Origin of the sequence: Ensifer sp. YR511, assembly GCF_900103045.1 — a bacterium.
Classification (GTDB): domain Bacteria; phylum Pseudomonadota; class Alphaproteobacteria; order Rhizobiales; family Rhizobiaceae; genus Ensifer; species Ensifer adhaerens.
This window is the reverse complement of sequence record NZ_FNGR01000012.1, coordinates 62,559-83,699: the sequence shown is the minus strand read 5'-3', so window position 1 is coordinate 83,699 and position 21,141 is coordinate 62,559. Positions and strand designations below refer to the sequence as shown.

General features: G+C 61.0%; 19 protein-coding genes and 1 pseudogene. 2 read left to right on the top strand and 18 right to left on the bottom strand.

What is annotated here, in order from left to right:
* The first annotated feature begins 541 nt into the window (after nt 1–541).
* Nucleotides 542–667 (top strand): hypothetical protein, encoded by a 126-nt coding sequence (locus BLU15_RS40660; protein WP_256386628.1) that lies wholly within the window; start codon nt 542–544, stop codon nt 665–667.
* A 110-nt stretch (nt 668–777) separates the two neighbouring features.
* Here the strand turns inward: BLU15_RS40660 and BLU15_RS20570 are convergent, their stop codons facing one another.
* The 18 genes and pseudogenes from BLU15_RS20570 to BLU15_RS20480 form a co-directional block, all read right to left on the bottom strand.
* Nucleotides 778–1,968 (bottom strand): cystathionine beta-lyase, encoded by a 1,191-nt coding sequence (locus tag BLU15_RS20570; protein WP_090297624.1) that lies wholly within the window; start codon nt 1,966–1,968, stop codon nt 778–780.
* Between the two features lie 39 nt (nt 1,969–2,007).
* Nucleotides 2,008–2,604, bottom strand: a complete 597-nt coding sequence (locus tag BLU15_RS20565; protein WP_090297622.1) for a 2-hydroxychromene-2-carboxylate isomerase — start codon at nt 2,602–2,604, stop codon at nt 2,008–2,010.
* 45 nt (nt 2,605–2,649) lie between these two features.
* Nucleotides 2,650–3,681, bottom strand: a complete 1,032-nt coding sequence (locus tag BLU15_RS20560; RefSeq protein ID WP_090297619.1) for an LLM class flavin-dependent oxidoreductase — start codon at nt 3,679–3,681, stop codon at nt 2,650–2,652.
* An 11-nt stretch (nt 3,682–3,692) separates the two neighbouring features.
* Complete coding sequence (locus BLU15_RS20555; protein ID WP_090297616.1) at nt 3,693–4,628, bottom strand: ABC transporter substrate-binding protein; 936 nt, start codon at nt 4,626–4,628, stop codon at nt 3,693–3,695.
* A 68-nt stretch (nt 4,629–4,696) separates the two neighbouring features.
* Nucleotides 4,697–5,641, bottom strand: a complete 945-nt coding sequence (locus BLU15_RS20550) for an ABC transporter substrate-binding protein (RefSeq protein WP_090297613.1) — start codon at nt 5,639–5,641, stop codon at nt 4,697–4,699.
* A gap of 71 nt (nt 5,642–5,712) precedes the next feature.
* Nucleotides 5,713–7,488, bottom strand: coding sequence for an amino acid ABC transporter permease/ATP-binding protein (locus tag BLU15_RS40765; protein WP_090297610.1), 1,776 nt, complete (start codon nt 7,486–7,488; stop codon nt 5,713–5,715).
* A gap of 42 nt (nt 7,489–7,530) precedes the next feature.
* Nucleotides 7,531–8,094 carry a GNAT family N-acetyltransferase gene (locus BLU15_RS20540; RefSeq protein ID WP_090297607.1) on the bottom strand — a complete coding sequence of 188 codons (564 nt, stop codon included), beginning with the start codon at nt 8,092–8,094 and terminating at the stop codon, nt 7,531–7,533.
* 10 nt (nt 8,095–8,104) lie between these two features.
* Nucleotides 8,105–9,292, bottom strand: a complete 1,188-nt coding sequence (locus BLU15_RS20535; protein ID WP_090297604.1) for a M20 aminoacylase family protein — start codon at nt 9,290–9,292, stop codon at nt 8,105–8,107.
* A gap of 22 nt (nt 9,293–9,314) precedes the next feature.
* A complete protein-coding gene (locus BLU15_RS20530) occupies nt 9,315–10,664 on the bottom strand; it encodes an LLM class flavin-dependent oxidoreductase (RefSeq protein WP_090297602.1) in 1,350 nt (449 codons plus the stop codon).
* A gap of 21 nt (nt 10,665–10,685) precedes the next feature.
* A complete protein-coding gene (locus tag BLU15_RS20525; protein WP_090297599.1) occupies nt 10,686–11,681 on the bottom strand; it encodes an MsnO8 family LLM class oxidoreductase in 996 nt (331 codons plus the stop codon).
* A 473-nt stretch (nt 11,682–12,154) separates the two neighbouring features.
* The gene (locus BLU15_RS20520; RefSeq protein WP_090297596.1) at nt 12,155–12,913 is read right to left on the bottom strand and encodes an ABC transporter ATP-binding protein; all 759 of its coding nucleotides are present in this window, start codon (nt 12,911–12,913) and stop codon (nt 12,155–12,157) included.
* A complete protein-coding gene (locus BLU15_RS20515; protein WP_090297593.1) occupies nt 12,910–13,761 on the bottom strand; it encodes an ABC transporter ATP-binding protein in 852 nt (283 codons plus the stop codon). The genes BLU15_RS20520 and BLU15_RS20515 overlap by 4 nt, the downstream gene beginning before the upstream one ends.
* Nucleotides 13,758–14,660: an ABC transporter permease gene (locus BLU15_RS20510; RefSeq protein ID WP_090297591.1), complete on the bottom strand. Its 903-nt coding sequence runs from the start codon at nt 14,658–14,660 to the stop codon at nt 13,758–13,760. Before BLU15_RS20510 ends, BLU15_RS20515 begins: the two co-directional genes overlap by 4 nt.
* Nucleotides 14,661–14,669: 9 nt before the next feature.
* Entirely contained in the window at nt 14,670–15,719 is a 1,050-nt protein-coding gene (locus BLU15_RS20505; protein WP_244546788.1) for an ABC transporter permease, read from the bottom strand.
* Nucleotides 15,720–15,806: 87 nt separating this feature from the next.
* On the bottom strand, nt 15,807–17,393 hold the full coding sequence (locus BLU15_RS20500; RefSeq protein WP_090297586.1) for an ABC transporter substrate-binding protein: 1,587 nt from the start codon (nt 17,391–17,393) through the stop codon (nt 15,807–15,809).
* A gap of 245 nt (nt 17,394–17,638) precedes the next feature.
* On the bottom strand, nt 17,639–18,256 hold the full coding sequence (locus BLU15_RS20495; protein ID WP_176960317.1) for a helix-turn-helix domain-containing protein: 618 nt from the start codon (nt 18,254–18,256) through the stop codon (nt 17,639–17,641).
* Between the two features lie 918 nt (nt 18,257–19,174).
* Nucleotides 19,175–19,351 (bottom strand): annotated as a pseudogene (locus tag BLU15_RS20485) (Hsp20/alpha crystallin family protein); the annotation flags it as partial.
* Nucleotides 19,352–19,499: 148 nt separating this feature from the next.
* The gene (locus BLU15_RS20480) at nt 19,500–20,084 is read right to left on the bottom strand and encodes a TetR/AcrR family transcriptional regulator (RefSeq protein WP_244546787.1); all 585 of its coding nucleotides are present in this window, start codon (nt 20,082–20,084) and stop codon (nt 19,500–19,502) included.
* Between the two features lie 70 nt (nt 20,085–20,154).
* Between BLU15_RS20480 and BLU15_RS20475 the strand changes: the two genes are divergently transcribed.
* Nucleotides 20,155–21,024: an NAD(P)-dependent oxidoreductase gene (locus BLU15_RS20475; RefSeq protein WP_090297571.1), complete on the top strand. Its 870-nt coding sequence runs from the start codon at nt 20,155–20,157 to the stop codon at nt 21,022–21,024.
* Nucleotides 21,025–21,141 lie beyond the last annotated feature (117 nt).

Genomic DNA, 21,141 nt, shown 5'->3' with positions numbered 1-21,141 from the left:
CGGAGTTTTGCCCAAACCAAATCGCGCTCTCAAATAGCGCGTCTTCGTCAGTCAGCCCTTCGCGGAACTGATCGACGATATGCCACGACAACTGCTCGGCGCGCCTCCCGTAGCGCGCAATGCTGGACTAGGTGCACACTCGATCGAACGTGCGTTGCAGCATGTCCAGCTCGTTCGGACTATCTGGCTGGCTTGCCTGGCGCACTTGGGAAGCAGGCGAGATCGCTAGAGTCGCCATTCGGCAAGCGAAACGGCCCCGTCATTCTCGACGGGGCCTAGAGCGCGCGTGCTATACCAACCGTGCTACACAAAAGGGTCTCCATTCTTAAAAATTTCGATGAAGGCCCGCCTTGATCCGTTGGGCAGTGGATCATCAGCAATGCAAACAACGGCCGCGGATGCGGAATGTTCCTCTGCGCTGACCTGAACTGCGAGCGAGCTTGCTTGGCGTGCCAATGACTGGACGAAGAAGTCCGGATCGATCGTCGCCGAGGCGGGCACGCTCGGGTAAGCGTCTCTCATCATCGACGGTGAGACGGTCGTGCTCGACCAACAGGGCCGCTCGTATTCCGGGTTGCTGCAGCGCGCCGTCGACAAGAAGCCGAGCCTGCACGATGCCGGCGAGATCATTTTCTGCGCCTTCGACCTTTTCTATCTCAGCCAATAAAGAGAGCTCGCCGGCACGTGCGGAAGCGGTTCAAGTGGAGGTCGAGACATTGTGCGACTTTGAACGCACCAAAAATGGAGGCGATTACGATTTCGATGAAAACACTCCTGCTAGGCTGCTCGAGCAGCCGCGAGTGCCTGCTCCAGATCCGCCTTGAGGTCGTCGACATCTTCCAGTCCGATTTGAAGGCGCAGGACCGGCCCGTCAGTCGGCACGGGCGTCACCTTGCGCTCGCCAAGATTGACGTGAAGCGCGAGGGAAGCAAATCCGCCCCAGGAATATCCCAAGCCGAAGATCGATAAGGCATCCAAAAACGCCTGGGCTTTCGCTTTAAACCTGTCTTCATGCTCTGCGCGAAGAACAAACGAAAAGACACCACTCGCGCCCTTGAAATCACGCTTCCAGATCTCGTGCCCCGGAAAACTCGGAAGGCCGGGATGCAGTACGCGTGCGACGTCGTTGCGACCTTCAAGCCAGTTGGCGATCTCAAAGGCGCTCGTCTGGTGTCGCTGCAGTCGGATTCCCAGTGTCCGCAGGCCTCGAAGGACCTGGTAGGCATCATCGGGTGCGGCACAAAGACCAAGCAACCCGTTTACTTCCGTCAAGCGCGGCCAGTGTTCGGCATTCGCCGACACCGTTCCGAACAGGATGTCGGCGTGGCCAGCTGGATATTTGGTGGAAGCCTGGATGGAAACATCGACCCCGAAGTCGAGCGGCCTGAAATAGAGCGGTGTCGCCCAGGTGTTATCCATCGTAACGAGCGCGCCGCGACGGTGGGCCACGGCGGCGATGGCGGGAATGTCCTGGATCTCGAACGTGTTGGAGCCCGGTGCCTCAGTGTGCACGAGACGCGTGTTCGGCTTGAAAAGGGGCTCGATGTCCGCTCCTAGCGAGGGGTCGTAGTAATCCACTTCGATGTTCAGGCGTGCCAGCATGACGTCGCAGAACTGGCGGACGTTTCCATAGACGGAATCGACGATCAGCGCATGATCGCCGGGAGAGAGATAGGCAAGCAGCGGCACCGTGACGGCGGCAAGACCTGATGGCACGAGGATCGTGCCATCGCCCCCCTCCAGTTCGTTGATCGCATCGCACAGCGCGTCCGTGGTCGGCGTGCCGCGTGTGCCATAGGTGTATTTCTGCCCGTGCGTTTCCATCGTCAGCGCGTCTGGAAAAAGCACCGTTGACCCGTGGACGACAGGTGGATTGATAAATCCGCGCTGGCTGGCCGGATCATATCCAGCCTTGATCAACTGAGTTTGCGGACCTGGCTTAACGCCGGCGTTTGCTTTGTCATTCATGATCGCATGCCTTTGAAGGAAGGAGGCTCGATTGGGAAACTATGGCCGATCACCGGCCAGATGGCGTTCGAGGAAGGACAGGTTGTCCTGTCCCCAGTAAAGCTCATCATCATAGCGATAGGTCGGGAACCCGAACACGCCGCTTGCGACCGCGTGATTACGATCCTCAGCCCACTTTGCCTTGACATCGTCATCCGCCTCGCGCCGTGCGAGAGCCGCGCCGTCAAGACCCGCGGCCTGCGCAATCTCTTCGCGTACATCCGGACTGCCGATGTCCTGGGCGTTAGCCCAGAAGGCATGCTGCAGCGCGCTTGTGAGGCCGATCCAGTCCTTCCCGTCGACAAGGGCCGCAATCACGATCAGCGATGACGGCGTCGGGTCAGCGAGGACCGGTCGGTTTTCCAAGAGGAGCGGCTTGCCGCGCACACGGGCCCACCGTTTGAGGTCGCGCGTCCCATAGGCGCGGCGGACATCCGGTCGATTTCGCGAGAAAATACCCCCGTTCTCTTCGACGACAGTGGTCAAGTACGGCCTGATCTCTGCGCCATTGCGGCTAGCAATGCCGACGAAGGTGTCGAATCCGATATAGGACCAGGGCGAGCCAATGGAGAAGAAGTAGTCGATCGTCTTTGGCACTCATATTTTCCTGTATTGCGAGGCCCCACATCGGAGCCCCCGTTTCTAGGCTGCTTTCTGGTCGGCCAGCGACCATCCGAGCTCCGGAGCGATGCGGGCAACAAAGTCATGGACGATCTGGCGGTAATCCTCGTCCTCGAATTCGTAGGGAAGTTCGAGCCTGAGTTCGCGGACATGCGGCAGGAGCGGGTCTGCAAACAACCGTTCGAGGATCTCGTCGCACGTGCCCACAAGGTCGCGGGCATAGAGCGTGCGCCGCTCTCCCTGCGGCGTCAGCGTTCGTTCGGTGCGCCCGGCCGCGTAGTCGAGATAGCGCTTGCGCGTTTTTTTGTCCGCACCATCCAACGGAACAATGACCCGGCCAAGTGCGACCCTCCTCTCCGTACCGCCCGCCGCGCGATAGGTTTCGAGCTGACGCCGCTGCGCGACGAAGAAATCGTCGGTCCCTTCCCCGGTCGTGACATTGCCGATTAGGAGGTTGAGATCGTTGCGCCCTGCCCATCCGGCAGACTTCAGCGATCCGCCGCCATACCAGATCCGGTCCGTCAGTCCCTTGGCATGGGGCTGGAGCCGGGGGCGCTGCGGGCCGAACGGCGTCTTGATGAAGGTGTCTTCGTCGCCGATCGGTCGGCTGCGCAGATTATCGACAAAGCGCAAAACCCGCCCGTGCGTGAAGTCGAAATTCTCCCAGCCCTCATCGAAGACGAGGTCGCCGATCAGATCGACATGCAAGGGGCGGCCGGCGCTGAGACCAATGTTCAGACGACCGCGAGAGAGCACATCGACGGTCGAGAGATCCTCTGCCAGCCGGTACGGGCTCTCATAGCCGATCGGAATAACCGCAGTGCCAAGCTCAATGCGGCTCGTCCTTTGCGTCGCGGCAGCAAGAAAAGCGGCCGCCGACGATATGCCGGGCTCCAGGTGTCGCTGGCGCACCCAGGCACTGGCAAAACCGAGCGCCTCGCCATACTGCAGCAGCGCCAAGGTCTTCTCCAGCCCATCCAACGGGTCGTGCGCCGGGTAGTTGCCCGGGCTCAGGAAGCCGATATGACTGATCGATATCTTGTTTCGCGTCACGCCAAGGCTCCCTAGAATTTCGGAAGGCCGGGTGGATTGGTCTCGGATTTCGGCAAAGCTTCCTCCTGGAGGTGCCAGCGCTCCAAAACCTTGCCGTAGGTGCCATCCGCAATCAGACCGTTGGTGGCGATCGTCAGAGCGTTGGCGAGCCCACTGCCCTTGCGCGTTGTGATCGCCACGTCCGAACGCTCCGGCCAACCAGCGCTCAGCGTACCGACACGCTTGATGTTGTTGTCTCGGGCGGCAATGAAGACGAGCTGCGCATGCGGCTGAACGATGACGTCGGCGCGACCTGAGGCAAGCGCCACGAGGCTCGTCGCCTCGTCGTCGTAGTATTGCAACCCCAGCGGCTTCAGACCGGCCGCAACGTTCTCGTCGCTCCATTTGAGCAGGATGCGCTCCTGGTTGGTGCCGGCGCCGACGATGATCCTGAGACCCGCTGCATCCTTCGGCTCCTTGATCGAAGTGATGCCGCTATCGGATTTGACGAAGAAGCCGTGCAGGCCCCGGCGATAGGTCGAAAAGTCGAACTTCTCCTTGCGCTGCTCGGTGACGCCGACATTGGAGATAACTGCGTCGTATTTGCCGGAGGTCAATCCAAGCGGCCAGTCGATCCAGGCGACGGGGACAAGCTCAAGCTCGAGGCCCAGGCTGTTGGCGACCGCACCGGCATATTCCGGATCGGCGCCGATCACCGTGCGTGCGTCGGTCGCATAGGTGGCAAGCGGCGGCCCGCCCGGACTGACGGCGACCGTGAACTTGCCTGGCGTGACGAACTTGAAGTCCGCGGGGATGGCCGCGACCGCGGTTTCATTGCGAACGGCATGGACTTGACCGGGCTGTTCGGGGCTGAGATCAAAGCCGGCATCGGCCTGCGCCGAGCCGACATGAAGAAGAGCTGCCGCAGCGGCGGCAAGAAGAGTGCGAAGGCGGGACGTGCCGTTCATGCTGTAGGTCTCCGGATGAAGTGCGGAAGCCGGACCGGCGGCAACGCCACCGGTCCGCTGAGGTCGGATCAGGAACCGCTCTTCGGCAAGCCGGGCGGGTTGGTCTGAGCCGCGTCGACAGCCTCGGCCCCGAGGCTCCAGCGCTTCAGCACTTCGCCGTATTTGCCGCTCTTGATGAGATCGTTGAGCGCGATGGTGACGGCATCAGCAAGGCCCGCCCCTTTTCGCGTCGTGACGGCGATTTCGGCGGTCAGCGGCCAGCCACCGCTGGCGATGCCCACCACCTTGGTGTCGTTCTTGATCGAAGCGGCATAGGCTCTCGTCGCGTTGGGATTGAACTCGACATCGGCACGCCCGGATTGAAGCGCCAGGTCGCCGGCGGCGCGGTCATCGTAATACTGCACCTCGATCGGCTTCAGCCCGGCGGCGACGTTCTGCCTGTCCCACTCCAGGATGATCTTCTCCTGGTTGGTGCCGGCACCGGTGATGACCTTGAGCCCGGCAACGTCTTTCGGTTCCTTGATCTCGTTGATCTTGCTGTCAGACTTGACGAAGAAACCAAGCACGTCCTTGCGGTAGGTGGAGAAATCGAACTTCTCCTTGCGTTCCTCCGTCACCGTGACGTTGCTGATGACAGCATCGTACTTGCCGGAGCTGACGCCGAGCGGCCAGCCCGCCCAGGCGACGGGAACAAGCTCCAGCTCAAGCCCGAACGAGTCGGCGAGAAGCGAAGCGATATCCGGATCGGCACCGACCACGGTCTTGGAGTCGGAGGCATAGGTCGCAATTGGCGGATCCCATGGGTTGACGGCGACAGTGAACTTGCCGGGGTTCACGAACTTGAAGTGGGGAGCGATCGCCTTGACCGCCGCCTCGTTCTTTTCGGTACGAATGCGGTTGGAGGTATCGGGGCTGAGGTCAAACTTTTCCTCGGCATTGGCCGTGGCGATACCGAGCGTCGCAGCGGTGACGACGCCAGCCAGCAGCAACTTTGCAGTGTCAAGCATTCTCATTTTCTGCTCCTTTTCAATCCTTGGTTGATAATTTCGGCGCGCCTCGCCTATGGGACAGGCAGCCATGGTCCTCAGAGAACGCGCGCTAGGAACTCGCGGGTGCGCTGATGTTTCGCATGCGTGAAGATCTCGGCCGGCGGACCTGCTTCCAGCACCCGGCCCGCCTCCATGAAGACCACGGTGTCGGCAACCTCCCGGGCAAAGCCGACTTCATGGGTGACAATCACCAGCGTCGTGCCGGTTCGCGACAGTTCCTTGATCACATCCAGCACTTCGCCGACGAGTTCCGGATCAAGTGCGGAGGTCGGCTCGTCGAAGAGCAGCACCTTCGGTTTGAGGGCCAAGGCACGGGCGATCGCGACGCGCTGTTGCTGCCCGCCCGAGAGCTGGCGCGGATAGGCATTGATCTTGTCGCTCAAGCCGATGCGAGCGAGCAGTTCCTGGGCGATGCGTACCGCCTCGTCTCGCCCAAGGCCGCGCACGTAGAGCGGCGCTTCAATCAGGTTTTCGAGAACGGTCAAGTGGGGGAAAAGATTGAAATTCTGGAACACCATGCCGATATCGGCACGACGCTTCAGGATGTCCTTTTCCTTGAGCTCGTAGAGGGTATCGCCCTTCTGGTTGTAGCCGACGAGTTCATCGTCGATCGAGATGAAGCCGTCGTCGACGCGTTCGAGATGATTGATCGTTCGAAGCAGCGTGGACTTGCCCGAACCGGAGGGACCGAGAATGGCGGTGACGCTGCCTGCCCTAAGGTTCAGCTCGACGTCATCCAGAACCTTGAGAGATCCGAAACTCTTGGAGATGCCATGCACATGCACGGCACCGCCGGAGCGGAAGGCCTGCACGTCGCGAAAGCCGGTCTTGACCACGGCAGTGGTCTGGGGCGCGACATCCGGCAACGGTCGGCGGAAACGTGCGATCAGCGCCTGGAACGGCAGGGGCACCGGATTGCGGACAGCCCCCTTTGAAAAATAGCGCTCGATGTAGTGCTGGGCAATCGACAGCCCGGTCATGATAACCAGGTACCAGACGGTCGCGACCATCAGCAGCGGGATGACTTCGAGATTGCGGCGGTAGATGACCTGGACCGTATAAAAGAGCTCGGGCAACGCCAGGACGTAGACCATCGACGTACTCTTCGCCAGACCGATGATCTCGTTGAAGCCCGTGGGCAGGATCGAGCGCATGGCCTGCGGGAGCACGATGCGAAAGGCCTGGCGGTGGCGAGGCAGGCCGAGTGCTGCTGCCGCCTCATGCTGTCCCTGGTCGACGGCCAGTATGCCGCCGCGCACGATCTCGGCGAAGAAGGCAGCCTGGTTTAGGGTCAGCCCCAGAAAAGCCGCGGCAAAGGGGGTGAGAAGCTGCGTCGTCGGGTAGTTGAACCACACGGCGTCGGTAAATGGCACGCCGATGCTGATCGTCTCGTAGAGATAGCCGAGATTGTTGAGCACCAGCAGCAGCACGATCAGCGGGATGGAACGAAGAAGCCAGATGTAGCCGAGGGAAAGACCCGACAGCAGCGGCGACCGCGATACGCGGGCGAGCGCCAGAGCCGTTCCAAGCAGCGAGCCGGAGACGGTTGCAAGCGCCGTCAGAAGCAGGGTGCGGCCGAGGCCTGCCAGGACCGGTTCGGCAAAAAACCACTGCGCGAAGACCGGCCATCCCCAGCGCGGATTGGTCAAGACCGAATAAAGCACGCCAGCAATGACGAGAGCCGCAAAGAGCGTCCCGAGCGCACGCCCCGGGTGGCGCGCCGGCACGATGCGGTAGTGGGCGTAGCCGGGGTTCGGCTCGCTGCTCCGCCTGGTGCCGGGCACGCCGGCGAGATCGGTCAGAACTGCCATGATGGATTCCTCTCCTGAAATCTGTTGAGGCGGCCGTTGGTGCTAGATGTGGTTCACGGCTTGGGGCTTTGACGGCGCCGTGTCGCCGATGAGCTCGAGCGACACGAGGAGATGCGTGATGTCCTTCTCGAACGGCAGCGTCTTGTAGACCTCGGGATCGGCCTTGACGTCAAAGAGCGCGGTGTAGCCGTTTGCAAGGTAGAGGCCGACGGCTTCGGGCTGGCGAAATCCGGTCGTCAGATAGATGCGTGAATAGCCTTGCCGCGCCGCCTGCGCTTCGAGCTCGAGCAGCACCTTTCGCGCCAGACCCTGGCGGCGCAAATCCGACCGCGTCCAGATGCGCTTGAACTCGGCGGTGCGGTCGTCGTAGTTCTTGAAGGCGCCGCCACCGATCGCTTGCCCGTCGCGGATCAACAACACGAAGTTGCCGTACGGTGGCGCAAAAGCTTCCGGCGGATAGCGATTCATCTCGGCGGCCGCCCCTTCTTCGCTGAAGTAGGTGCCGTAGCGGCTGTCATACTCAAAGATAAGTTCGTCGATCAGCGGCTTGGCACGCGGATCGAGGGGTGTGGTGTAGAGAAACGTGTCGCTCATGTCTTTCGCCATCCCATGGTCGTCATGCGAGGAAGGTTTCCACCAGCCGAACCCAGTAGCGGGCCGCCGGTGCGATGATCGCGTCGTTGAAGTCGTATTGAGCGCTGTGGAGGGACGCGCTGTCGCCGTTGCCGACGAAGGCGTAGTTGCCGGCCTTCTCCTCCAGGAAGAATGCGAAGTCTTCGCTGGCGGTGCGCGGCCTGAAGTCGGCGACGACCGCCTCGGGGCCAAGAGCCTGGAGCGCCACGTTGCGGGCGAAGGCCGTCTCGTCCGGGTGGTTGACCAGCGCCGGAAAGCCCAGCTTGTAGTCGACCTCAGCCTTTGCACCGAAGCTCTCGGCCTGTGCCCGCGCCAGTGCCTGGACACGTTCCCCGAGCAGGCGCCGAACATCGCCGTCGAAGGCGCGTAGAGTGAGCTTCAGCGACACGCTCTCGGGTATGACGTTCGATGCCTGGCCACCGTGAATGGAGCCGACCGTGACGACGGCCATGTCCTGCGGATCAACATTGCGCGACACCAGGCTTTGCAACGCAGTGATCAGCGATGCCGTCGCCAGCACCGGATCGACGGTCAGATGCGGCTCGGCCCCATGTCCCCCCTTGCCGACGATGGTAATGTTTGCCTGATCGACAGAGGCCATGGCCGGCCCGGCGACGAAGCCGAAACGGCCGGCCGTCACCCCCGGCCAGTTGTGCAGGCCGAAAACCGCGTCCACGGGGAAGCGTTCGAACAGGCCCTCCGACAGCATCTTGCGGGCGCCCGCACCGATTTCCTCGGCCGGCTGGAAGATCAGCCTCAACGTGCCGTCGAAACGCCCCTCGGTCGCGAGAAACCGGGCAGCGGCGAGCAGGATCGCCGTATGCCCATCATGGCCGCAGGCGTGCATGACCCCCTTGTGGCGGCTGGCATAGGCTAGCCCGGTCGCTTCCTCGATCGGTAGCGCGTCCATGTCCGCGCGCAGGCCGATCGCCTTCTCGCCTTGTCCACCCCGGAGCGTGGCGACGATACCGGTTCCGGCGATACCGCGGCTGACCTCATACCCCCAGGAGGCGAGTAGATCGCCGACCACGCTGCTGGTGCGCTTTTCCTGGAAAGCGAGTTCCGGGTGCTGGTGGAGGTCGCGTCTTATCGCGACGACCTCGTCGATGAAGGTGGCAAGGCCACGTTCGACCGCGGCAGATCTCTGGGTATCGGTGAGGATGAGGTTCATGGGCCCGTCTCCGCCGACGCCGTCAGGCCCCGACGGCCCTTCCGCGCGCGACATCCGCTGCCGGGGCGGCGTAGCGGCTCTCGCGATAGGAGAGCCCCAGATGATCGCGCAGTGTTTCTCCTTCGAGCCTCGGCTTGAAATAGCCACGACGTTCCAGGATCGGCAGCACATGCGCGGCGAAATCGGCGAGACCTTCGGCAATCACCGGGAAGCCGAGGATGAAGCCGTCGGCTGCCTCCTCGTCGATCCAGCGGATGATTTCCTTAGCGATATGTTCGGCCGTGCCGATGAAGGCAGTTCTCGGCGTTGCGACATCGAGCGCGATCTCGCGCAGGGTCGCTCCGGTTTCGCGCGCCGTCTTCTTGATGCGGTCGGTCGTCGCCCGAAAACTGTTCTTGCCGATATCCCCGATATCCGGAAACGGCGCATCCAGCGGATAGGCGCTGAAGTCGTGATGATCGAAGAAGCGACCGAGATAGAGCAACGCCTCCTCGATCGTCACGAGATCGCGGATTGCGCGGTACTTCGCCTCCGCCTCCTCGGCCGTAGCCCCAACGATCGGGCCGATGCCCGGGAAGATGCCGATCTCGGCAGCGCTGCGTCCCTGCGCCACAGCACTTTGCTTTACCTGCTTGTAGAATGTCTTGGCGTCGTCGATCGGGCCGCCATTGGTGAAGACGGCATCCGCATGCTTGCCCGCAAGCCGGACGCCGGAATCGGAGGCGCCTGCCTGAAACACCACCGGCTGTCCCTGCCTGGAGCGCTCGATGTTGAGCGGCCCTTCGATCCGGAAGAACCGTCCCTTGTAATTGAGCCGACGCAGCTTCGTCTTGTCGGCGTAAACGCCGGTTGCCCGGTCACGCACGAAGGCATCGTCGTCCCAACTGTCCCACAGCCCCTTGATCGCATCGAGATACTCGTCGGCGATCTCGTAGCGCAGCTCATGTTCCGGATGTTCGCGTCCGTAGTTGCGGCCGGAGCCTTCGAGCGGCGATGTCACCGCATTCCAACCGGCACGGCCACCGCTAATGAGGTCGAGCGAGGCAAACTGGCGGGCGATGGTGAACGGGTCGCTGTAGGAGGTCGAAACCGTGCCGACCAGGCCGATCTTAGACGTCGAAGCGGCGAGCGCCGACAGGATGGTCAGCGGCTCGAAGCGGTTAAGGAAATGCGGGATCGACTGCTCGTTAATGTAGAGGCCATCGGCAACGAAGGCAAAGGCGATGCCGGCGGCCTCCGCCTTTCGCGCCGTTTCGACGAAGAAGTCGAAGTTGACGCTTGCGTCCGCCGGGCCGCTTGGATGCTTCCAGGCGTTCATGTGCCCGCCCGGCCCTTGCAGCATCATACCGAAAGTCACGTTCTTCTTGGTCATGGCAGATCCTTCAGGGAAAATTCAGGCGGCGAGAGAAACCCGTTCGCGCGCGATGAGTTCGATCGAGGCGAGGCGCTCGCTGACGCTGACTGCGGGGGTGTCGATGACGAATTCCTTTATGCCGTAGCGTCGGTGCAGATCATCGAGTTCCTGGCGAACCTGCCGCGCAGTTCCGGTGAGCACGCTCGGCGTCTTCTCCTCGACGCGGTAGTCGGCGATTCCGGCCTGGCGGGCGAATTCGGCAGCTTGCTCCTCGCTGCCGACATTGACGCTCTGGCCATTTGCAAGCAGCACCTTGAAGATTTTCAGGTCCGCGACGCGCTCGCGCGCTCGCTGTTCGCTTTCGGCTGCGAAAGCTGCGAGAGCAAGAAGCGGCCGATCGCCGTTCGTCGCGCGCTCATAGGCGTCGAAGGTTCTCTGCAGGTTTTCCGGATCACCGTTGAGGTGACCGGCAAAGACAAGCTTCCAGCCCTTTTCGGCAGCGAGCAATGCGCTGTCGACGCTTGCTCCCAGCAAGAAACGGTCCGGCGCGACCGGCGGCAGCGGCGTCGCCAACAGCTCCGAAGCTTCGCTACCTTCTGCCAGCAAATAGCGGTTGAGGTCGGCCAGCTGCTCGGGAAAGCTCGGCCGCAATGCCGGATCGACTCCGGCCTGCAACGCTCTGGTCGAGAACGGAAAACCACCGGGTGCCTTGCCGACACCGAGATCGACCCGGGACGGTGCTAGACTGGCAAGCAGGTTGAACGTCTCGGCGACCTTGTAGGCACTATAGTGCTGCAGCATGACGCCGCCGGAACCGATACGGATCTTCGACGTCTTGGCGAGGAGATGAGCGATCAAGATTTCCGGTGCGGAACTCGCGAGACCGGCGATGTTGTGGTGCTCCGCGACCCAGAAGCGGTGGTAGCCCCATTCTTCAGCCTTGGCAGCAAGGTTAGCCGTCGCATGCAGCGCCTGTGTCGGCGTGCCACCAGGATCGACCGGACTCTTGTCGAGAAGGCTGAGCAGATAGGGCATGGTTTGCGGTTCCACGACGTTGATGACAACAATACATTAAATACATAATTTTTATAGATTATAGGAATGACGTTCTCTTTGGCTGCCCGAAACAGGAAAAGCTGTTGCTCTCATCACGCAACAGGATGCAGTTTTCGCTGTGCCGGAAGCCGCCTCTGCTAGGCGCTGTCGAACCATAACATCTGTCGTCATGCCGCGACGATAACGGGATCATGCCGAAGAGGATCGGCGTTGGCCCTGCAAGGCGCTGCTGCGCGCTGAAGGGGTTCGAACCAACTTCCCCGTGCTCATTGTTAATTAGGCGAGCACGTTAATTAACAAAAATGCAGTTACGTTTATTAACGTGAAGTCCTTTTACTTCTGCACAAGAATCGGATCGAAACGACCAACACTACGGCAATGCCGTCCGCTGCCAACGCCTGGATGAGACGAACACATTCTGGACGAGCTTTGGCAAAAGCGCCGCAGAGCGCTCATCCACAACAACCAGCTTCGGCCGAAGTACGATCGCGATGGCTCGCGCGAAAGAGTGTGCGGGTATAGCCGCGCTGCATGTCGCCGGCGCGCAATTGCGCGCGCGTCAGCGTTTCGACCGCGCGCGCGTTCTGCATCACCATCAATCGATCGCACATATAGGAGATGACAGCGAGATCGTGGCTGACGATGACAAAGGTCAGCTTAAGTTCACGACGAAGGCGGTTCAGGAGGTTAAGGATTTCAGCCTGGACCGAAACGTCGAGCGCCGAAGTCGGCTCATCGAGCAGGAGCACCCTTGGGGATAGCGACAGTGCGCGGGCGATCGCCACGCGCTGGCGTTGGCCGCCGGACAGTTCGTGCGGGAAGCGAAACCGGTGCGCTGCCGTCAGCCCGATCATCTCCAGCAACTCGACGGTGCGCGCATCCACATCCGACATGCGGTTGATCAGCATCGGCTCGGCGATGGCCTGGCCGACCGTGTAGCGGGGATGAAGCGAGGCATAGGGATCTTGGAACACCATCTGCGCCACGCGCACGAGGTCGCGCCGCCTTCCCTTGCGCCGATCTATACCGCCGATGTGGATATCACCGGTCCAATGGCGATTGAGACCCATGACTGCGCGCAAGACGGTCGATTTGCCCGAGCCGCTTTCGCCGACGAGACCGAAACTCTCGCCGCTCTCCACTGAGAGGCTGACGTTCTGCACCGCGACGGCGCTGCCGAAATGGACGCTGAGATTGTCGATGCGGATCATGGGCGAGCCTCTCCCCAGCTTGCGTCGCGCGCGAGAGTTGGCAGTGGTGTCAGCGGCCCGTCGATGGCGGGCAGGCAGGCAAGCAGGCCCCGCGTATAGGGATGGACCGCCTCGTGCATGCGTCGCGCATCCAGCGTCTCGACGATCCGGCCGGCATACATGACCAGGACCCGGTCGCAGAAGCGCGAGACGAGATTGAGGTCGTGGCTGATGAAGACAAGGCCCATGCCGCGGCGCCTGACCAGTTCGTCCATGATCTCGAGCACCTGCAACTGCACGCTAACGTCGAGGGCGGAGGTGGGTTCGTCAGCGATCAGCAGTTCCGGCTCGCGCACCACCATCATGGCGATCATCACCCGCTGGCCCATGCCGCCAGAGAGTTCGTGTGGATAGAGGTCGTAGACGCGCTCCGGCGCGCGGATATGCACCGCCTCCAACACGTCAAGCACTTTCTGGCGCACCTTTGCTGCCGGCAGCGATCGGGCACCGAGCCGGATCGCCTCGGCAATTTGCTTGCCGACACACATGACCGGGTTGAGCGAGAATTTCGGATCCTGCAGGATCATGCCCATGCGATTGCCACGCAACTGCCGACGTACGCGCGGCGAAGCCGTAAGCAGATTGATGCCGTCAAAGGACATCACATCAGCCGAGACGCGCGCATGCTCCGGCAGAACGCCCATCAGGGCGCGGCTGGAGAGACTCTTTCCCGAGCCGCTTTCGCCGACGATGCCGAGCTTTTCCCGGCCGACTTCGAAGGAGACGCCCTTGACCGCCTCGATCATTGTGCGGCCCTCGCCGGCAAAGGCGATGCGCAAGTTTTCCACGGTGACAAGCGTCTCGCTCATGCACGCCTCCTCAGGTGCGGGTCGAGCAGGTCGCGCATGGCATCGCCCAGAAGGTTGAAGCCGAGGCTAACGATGAAGATCGCAAGACCAGGCATCGTTGCCACCCACCATTGATCGAAGATGAACTTGCGGCCAGTCGAGATCATTGCGCCCCATTCCGGCAGCGGCGGCTGCGCGCCGAGGCCGATGAAGCCGAGACCAGCGGCCGTCAGAATAATGCCGGCCATGTCAAGCGTCATGCGCACGATAACCGAGGAGAGGCACATCGGCATGATATGGCGAAAGACGACGCGGAACTCTGACCCGCCGGCCAGCCTGACGGCGTTGACATAGTCACTGTCGCGCACGATCAGTGCTTCAGCCCGCGCCAGCCGCGCATAGGGCGGCCAGGCGGTGAGCGTGATCGCCAGCGCCGCATTGACGATGCCAGGCCCGAGCGCGGCAACAAAAGCAAGCGCCAGCAGCAGTTTCGGGACGGCAAGAAATACGTCGGTGATGCGCATGAACACCGCATCGACCCAGCCGCCCGACGTTCCCGCCACCGCGCCGATGATGAGGCCGATCGGTGCAGATGTCGCCACCACCAGCCCCACGATGAGCAGTGTCAGCCGGGCGCCGTAGAGCATGCGGGAGAAGATATCACGACCCAGCTCGTCCGTGCCGAGCCAGTTCTTAACGTTCGGCGGCGAAAGGCGATGCACGAGATCGGGCAGGTAGGGATCATGGGTCGCAAAAAGGGGCGCGAAGACTGCGCTCGCCATGAGCACGCCGAGGATGGCAAGGCCGATCATGCCGAGCGGGTTACCGGTAAAACGGCGGGCGAATTTGGTGAATTCACCGAGGCGCGCGCGCCGAAGCTGGCGGCGGGTCTCGGCATGGGTGAGATTGATGGCGGTCATGGTGGCCTCCTACCGGCGGCGAAGGTTGGAGCGCGGATCGAGCATCTGGTAGACGACGTCCGAGACCATGTTGAGCAGGATGAACACGGCGCCGACCAGCACTGTGCCGCCCAGCACGGCGTTGATGTCGGCCCTGAAGAGTGATGAGGCTATGTAGTTGCCGATGCCCGGCCAGGCAAAGACCGTCTCGACGAGCACGGAGCCTTCCAGCAGGCCGCCGTAGGAAAGTGCGATCACCGTGACGAGCGGTATGGCGGCATTTCGCAGCGCATGCAGCATCACCGCGCGATATTCAGTCGCCCCCTTGAGGCGGGCCGTCAGCACATATTCCCGCGACAGCTGGTCGAGCATCATCGAGCGCGTCATGCGCGAGATGTAGGCAAGGCTGTAGTAGCCCAGCAGCGCTGCCGGCAGCACGATATGGCTCAAGGCATTGCTGAAGACTTCCCACTCGCCTGATAGAAGCGAGTCGATCAACAGCGAACCGGTTACCGGTTTGACGATGCCCTGATAGAAGACGTCGATCTGGCCAGGACCAGACACCCAGTCGAGCCGGGAATAAAAGACGAAGAGGCCGACCAGTCCAAGCCAGAAGATTGGCACGGAATAGCCAATGAGGCCCACAAAGCGGATCACGTAGTCGGGCCATTTGTCGTGCCAATAGGCAGCGGCCACACCCGCCGGCACGCCGATGAGCGTGCCGGCGAGAAGGCCGAGCGTCGCAAGCTCCAGCGTCGCGGGAAAGAAGCCGGAAAGATCCGAGAGCACGGGCCGGTTAGTGACGAAAGACGTGCCAAAATCTCCCCGAACGAGCTTTCCGGCATAGGCGAGGAACTGCTGCCAGAGCGGCTTGTCGAGGCCCATTTCGAGGAAGACGCGCTGGTAGACCTCCTCGCTTGCCTTCTGTCCGACGACCGACAGGACCGGATCGATCGGCACAACGCGGCCGACGCAAAAGGTGAGTGCGACCAGGCCAATGAGCGTGATGCCCACGGTGAGGAGAAGCGTGAGGATCCGGCCGGTGACACCGAGAACCCGGTTGATGAGAACTGCCGGCACGAACCACTCCGTTTGATCTAATGCGATTGATCTCGGCCGCGACCGGCGCCGGAGCCCCGTTCGCTGCCGAAACATGGGTTCGAACGGCTACTTGGTTACGTTCCAGTATCGGTCGTCGGCGAAGGTCTGCCCGAGGACGACCCCCTTGATCGAACTGCGCACGCCGACCTTTCGGACCTGCTGGAACATGTAGAGGAAGGGCGAGGTGTCTGTATGTGCCTTCTGCAGGGTTTCATACATCACCCGGCGCTTGTCCGTATCCTGCTCGCGCACGGCCGCCATCGCCTCCTGCGACAGGCTTCCAGCGTTCCAGCCAAATCGATCGGCAAGGCCAGCGGAACCGTCCGGTGCGTCCTGCTTGTTCACGGCAAAGGCCTTGGCGTTGGAGTGCGGGTCGGGATAGTCCGGGCCCCACAGGCCGAGCCAGATGTCGAGGTTTGACGAGCGATAGCGTTCCAGCCACTGCTGGCCGTCGACCACTTCAAGGTTCAGCTTGATGCCGGCCTGCGCCATGGTCGCCTGGATCGCCTGGGCGAAGTCCGTGTAGGGCGGCGTGTTCCAGACAACCGTGTCCAGCGTGAGCTCACCCGAAATTCCAGCCTCGCCCAACAGCGCCTTCGCCTTCTCTATATCGAGCTTGTACGGATTGTAGTCGATTTCGCCTAGGAAGCCCTTCGGCACCAGCGTCTGGTGGACTTCCACCGTGCCGCGCGAGATCGTGTCAGCGATGCCCTGGTAATCGACCAGGTACTTCAGCGCCTGCACGACCTTGGGCTTGGCCAGGTGCTCGTTCCTGACGTTCAAGCCCATGTAGTAGATGGTTCCGGAACGACCGTCGACGAAGCCGACGTCCGGGTTCTCCTCGATAGCGCCGAAATCATCCGGGCCGAGTTTGTTGGCTATGTCGATGTCGCCCTTTTCGAGCAACAGGCGCTGCGCGGCGCTTTCGGGAACATGCTGAAGGAAGATCCGCTCCAGGCCTCCGGTCTCGCCGGTATAGTTGGGATTGCGGGTCAACATGATCGACTGCTTGGGCTCCCAGCGCGTCAGCACATACGGGCCGGAACCGGCGGAGTTCTCAACCTTCAGCCAGCCATTGCCGAAGTCGCCATTGACCTCGTGCTCCTGCACCAGCTTGGAATCGACGATGCCGCCGACATAGGAAGACAGACAGTAATAGAGGAACGACGGCGCATAGGTGTCGCCGATCTCGATGACCAGCGTCATGTCGTCAGTCGCCTTGATGCGATCCTTGACGTTCTCAGGCGTGAAGCCAAACTGGGTGAGGATGAAGGCAGAGCGCGACTTCATCTGCACGACGCGGCGCAGCGAATATTCCGCATCCCTCGCCGTCACCGGATTGCTGGAGGCGAACTTCAGCCCCGGACGCATCTTGAAGGTATGGGTCTTGCCGTCCGGCGACGCCGTCCAGCTTTCGGCGAGCACGCCGATGATCTTGCTAGAATCGTCGGTCGCTGCAGTCAAAAGCGGCTGGTAGATCTGATTTGCCGTAAGCACGCCGCCAACCTCCGACACCTCGCCCGGATCAAGCGTGATGATATCGTCGATGGCATCAGCTACGACGAGCGTGTCCTTCGGCGTTTCGGCCAGGGCCTGGCCGGTCGCCAACGCCAGCGCGAGCGCCGCGCCGTTGATCAATTTTTTCACGCGCATTTTTCCTCCTTCAGGCGTGAAGGGTTTCTCCTGTCACCGCCTGCCCCGCGTTGCGTTGTTTTGAAATGCCTGTCCGCTTCCGCCCCGGTCCTGTGACGCAGATACCGCACCGACGAAGCGCCCCGCCTTGAAGTGACCTCCACCACTCAATCCGGAACTTTAGTCAGGCTAAAGTTTTTAGGCGGCTCTTGTCAATCGGTCTCGTGACAATTTCTGGGAGAACTGAAGTGGCTGTTCCGACCCCATCACCGCTCCGGTATGATCCGCGTCGTGCCAACCCAAAGTTCCCGCGCCTCGCCGGAACCGACATTGCGTGCCCTGTGTGGCAGCGATGCGGGAAAGTGTAGTGTGTCCCCTGCCGTGAGCAGATACTCGCGATCGCCGACCTCGTAGTGCATCTCACCCTCGATGACATAGAGGAAGTCTTCGCCCTCGTGACGCGTCACATCGGAGACATAGCCGGGAGGCATATGCGTGATACAACTATTGAGTTTCGCCCCTGGAAAACCGCGCTGCAATAGTTGGTACACTCGTTCTTCCGCCTCAATGCTGTAGCTGTGCCGCTCGCTAGCATGCGAGACCATGGAGTTGCTGCGCTGCGGCGCTTGCGGCAGAAAAGCCTCAACACTGGTATCCAAACTGGAGGCAAGGTTGCAAAGCGAGATCAACGAGGGCGTGGAAAGACCGCGCTCTATCTGGCTGATAAAGCCCTCACTGAGGCCGGCCTCGCGTGCAACCTGCCTCATCGTCTTGCCGATCTCTTTACGTCGCCGGCGAAGCGCACGCCCTAGTGAAACGGCAGGTGGAAAAAGATGGGACCTCTCAGGGCCCTTCTGCTGCGCCTCCCGATCATTGGAACTCATGTTGTCTTTCCGCATCTTCTTGACCTGACGAAACTTTAGTGCGACTAAAGTTATCCATGCAAGTTAAAATAGAGGCAGGGATGTTGATTTGCGATGGAGGCCGCCCGGGGTTGCCACCGAGAAGCGCCTCTCTTTCGGGATGTTTCGAATAGAATTTCTGCCAGCGAGGTCATACAGCAGCACCAGCATCGCAGCGGCGACGGGTCAGCTCCGTAGCTGTTCAGCAAGCCCGCGCGACGGCAGACAGCTTTCAGGTCAGATTCTAAGCGTCCTGTACGCTGGTGTTCAGGCCGTGGCCTACTTGTTCACGGCAGGATCGGTCGTCGACCGAGCAGTGCCGCCAGTTCGCACAGGTTTCGGCTCGGCAATCTTGGTGGTGAGCGTAGCGGGCGTGATGCCGATCGGCTGCGTGCTAGTCGAAGCGGCGCGACCACGATCGAGCCGCACCGCGTAGGCTCAAACTTTCAGTCAGAGCCAGCTGCGTCCATCAGGTCCACTGCACCCGTAAGGCGGAAGTTTTCCTTCGAACCTCGACTGTATTTTATGGCAGCCCCAGCTCCGCAAGGGGAGCGGCATATAGCCGTTCAGCGCGATCCCTACTTCGTCATAAGGGCTTTCGCCAAACGCGACATACATGTACCAGCGCCCACCAAACATCACCACTACCGCCAGGAAAATGACAATAGCGAATTGAACCAACTTCTTGATTTTAAATCTCCTTCTACACCTGGAGCACCTTCTATATAGTTTTGTCTCTTGTGTTCAAGGGCTTCCAAATCAGGGGTGATAAGCGGCCCGTTCATCTGGATTTCATTCTAGCCGGCAAAGGATCTCCACGGCGGCCCGATGTCAGCGTTTGCAGCCATCAACACGGTGTCGTACCGTGTCCCGCCGCATCTCACCACCGTGAAGTCGATGTCAGGTCGCCTTCACCTCGATCTTCCTAACACGCGACAGCGCATCCTCCGTTTTTGGAAGCGTCACGGTCAGGACGCCGTTCTGGAACTGGGCGGCGGCTTTGTCCGCGTCGACGCCCGACGGTAACGGGATCGAGCGGTGGAACGACCCGTAGGAGCGTTCCAACAAGTGATACCCCTTCTTCGCTGCGGAATGGTCGTGCGGCTTTCATGCAGCGCCTACGTCTCACCTGCCCGGCCGCGTCAGGGATCGGGCAGACCCTGCGTGCCCTTCTGGGCACCTTGTCAAAGTTCATCGTTCTTTCCCGGGCTTTGCGACAGGAACGTTACCCAGCTTTGTGGGGCCTATCAGCCACACCCCTTACGATGAGTGACGTTAATACGGACGTGGCGATCTGCTGGGATATCGCCCCGGCTTGTGCCTCGGAGGCAAGGGCCTCCGCTGCGCCTAGAAGACCGACGCACAAAGGGCGCAAGCGCTCATCTTCTAGGCCGGAGAACGGCCGAAGCGCGTCACACATCAGCTCGACGTATACGTTGAGCATGAGCCGTTGCTGTGCGGCCATCTCCTCTGTCCCTTTTAGTGCGGCGGAGATTGCGAGAGCTTCTGGACCAAACTGGGCAAGGCACTTGAAATACGCGTCGCTGATGACGTCAGCTACGGCGGTGAGGTCAGTTGGCGCTTCACGGAGAGCAGAGCGGAGCCAGTGGACATAGTTGTCCTCCAACCGCTTGAACAGCGCCACCAAGAGGCCGGCCCGGGTAGAAAAGTGTTCGTAAGCAATTGGGCGACTGACCCCTGCTTTTCCGGCCAAGGTCCCGAGCGTCAGTTCATCCGCACCCTGATTGCGGACGATTTCCATCGCGACATCGAGCATCTGTTCGCGACGCATATCTCTCTTGAGCTTCACATTTCCCTCTTGCGCAGGATCCTACAATCTGTAGGTTACAAAATGTAGCATCTTAGTCAAGGATGACGTGATGAGTGACATAGCCGTGATCGGGCTGGGACATATGGGCAGTGCGCTTGCCAAGGCCCTTGTGACTTCCGGCAAAAGCGTCACCGTCTGGAACCGAAGCCAAGGCAAAACGGACGCTCTTGAGCGCATCGGCGCCTTGAAGGCGGAAACGCCAGCCGCTGCTATTGCTGACAGCAACACGCTCATCGTCTGCCTCTCAGACTATGCTGCAACGTCGATCGTCCTTGATGAAGCACACGCTACTGATTTGATTGAAGGAAAGACCCTCGTCCAACTCACGTCGGGCACGCCGAAACAAGCGCGCAATCTCGGGCAGTGGGTCGAGGCCCGTGGAGGAAGCTATCTTGACGGCGCAATTTCGGCCTGGCCCGATCAGATCGGTGGACCTGACGCCTCCATTGTTATCGCCGGGCGAGAAAGTGTCTTAACCCCGATCGCGCAAATCTTGAAACTGCTCGCTCCAAATCTCTCTCACGTCGGAACAGACATTGGGCGTGCAAAGATTCTCTTCAATGCGGCCCTTTCCTACTTCGCCGCACACTGGATTGGCTTCAGCCATGGTGCGGCAATGTACGGGGCAGAAGGAATGGACGTCGCTGAGTTTGGCGAAGCTATCGCTGCCCTGTCACCAATGTTTGCAGACGATGTGCGCCACATGGGGAGAGCTATTTCAGGGAGCAGATTCGCTGATCCTCAAAGCACCATCAGGTCAGTTGGTGTGGACATTTCCCGGCTCGTGGAGATTGCGGATGATTTGAACATCAGTTCCGCGTTTCCCGAATTTGCTGCTGATCTCTTTCGCAGCGCTGCGGAGGCAGGGTACGGCGCGGAGGAGCATTGCGCTATCTTCAAAGTCATTCGCACGCGATGAGCCACGTCAGTATCTCGCTTCCAATGCTGAGTTGGAGCGTACCGTAAGCGCAGGCGGTTTTAACGCCGGACCGAATGGTTGCGTCAAGCAACCTGCCGCCAGGCTCTTAGAGAGTGA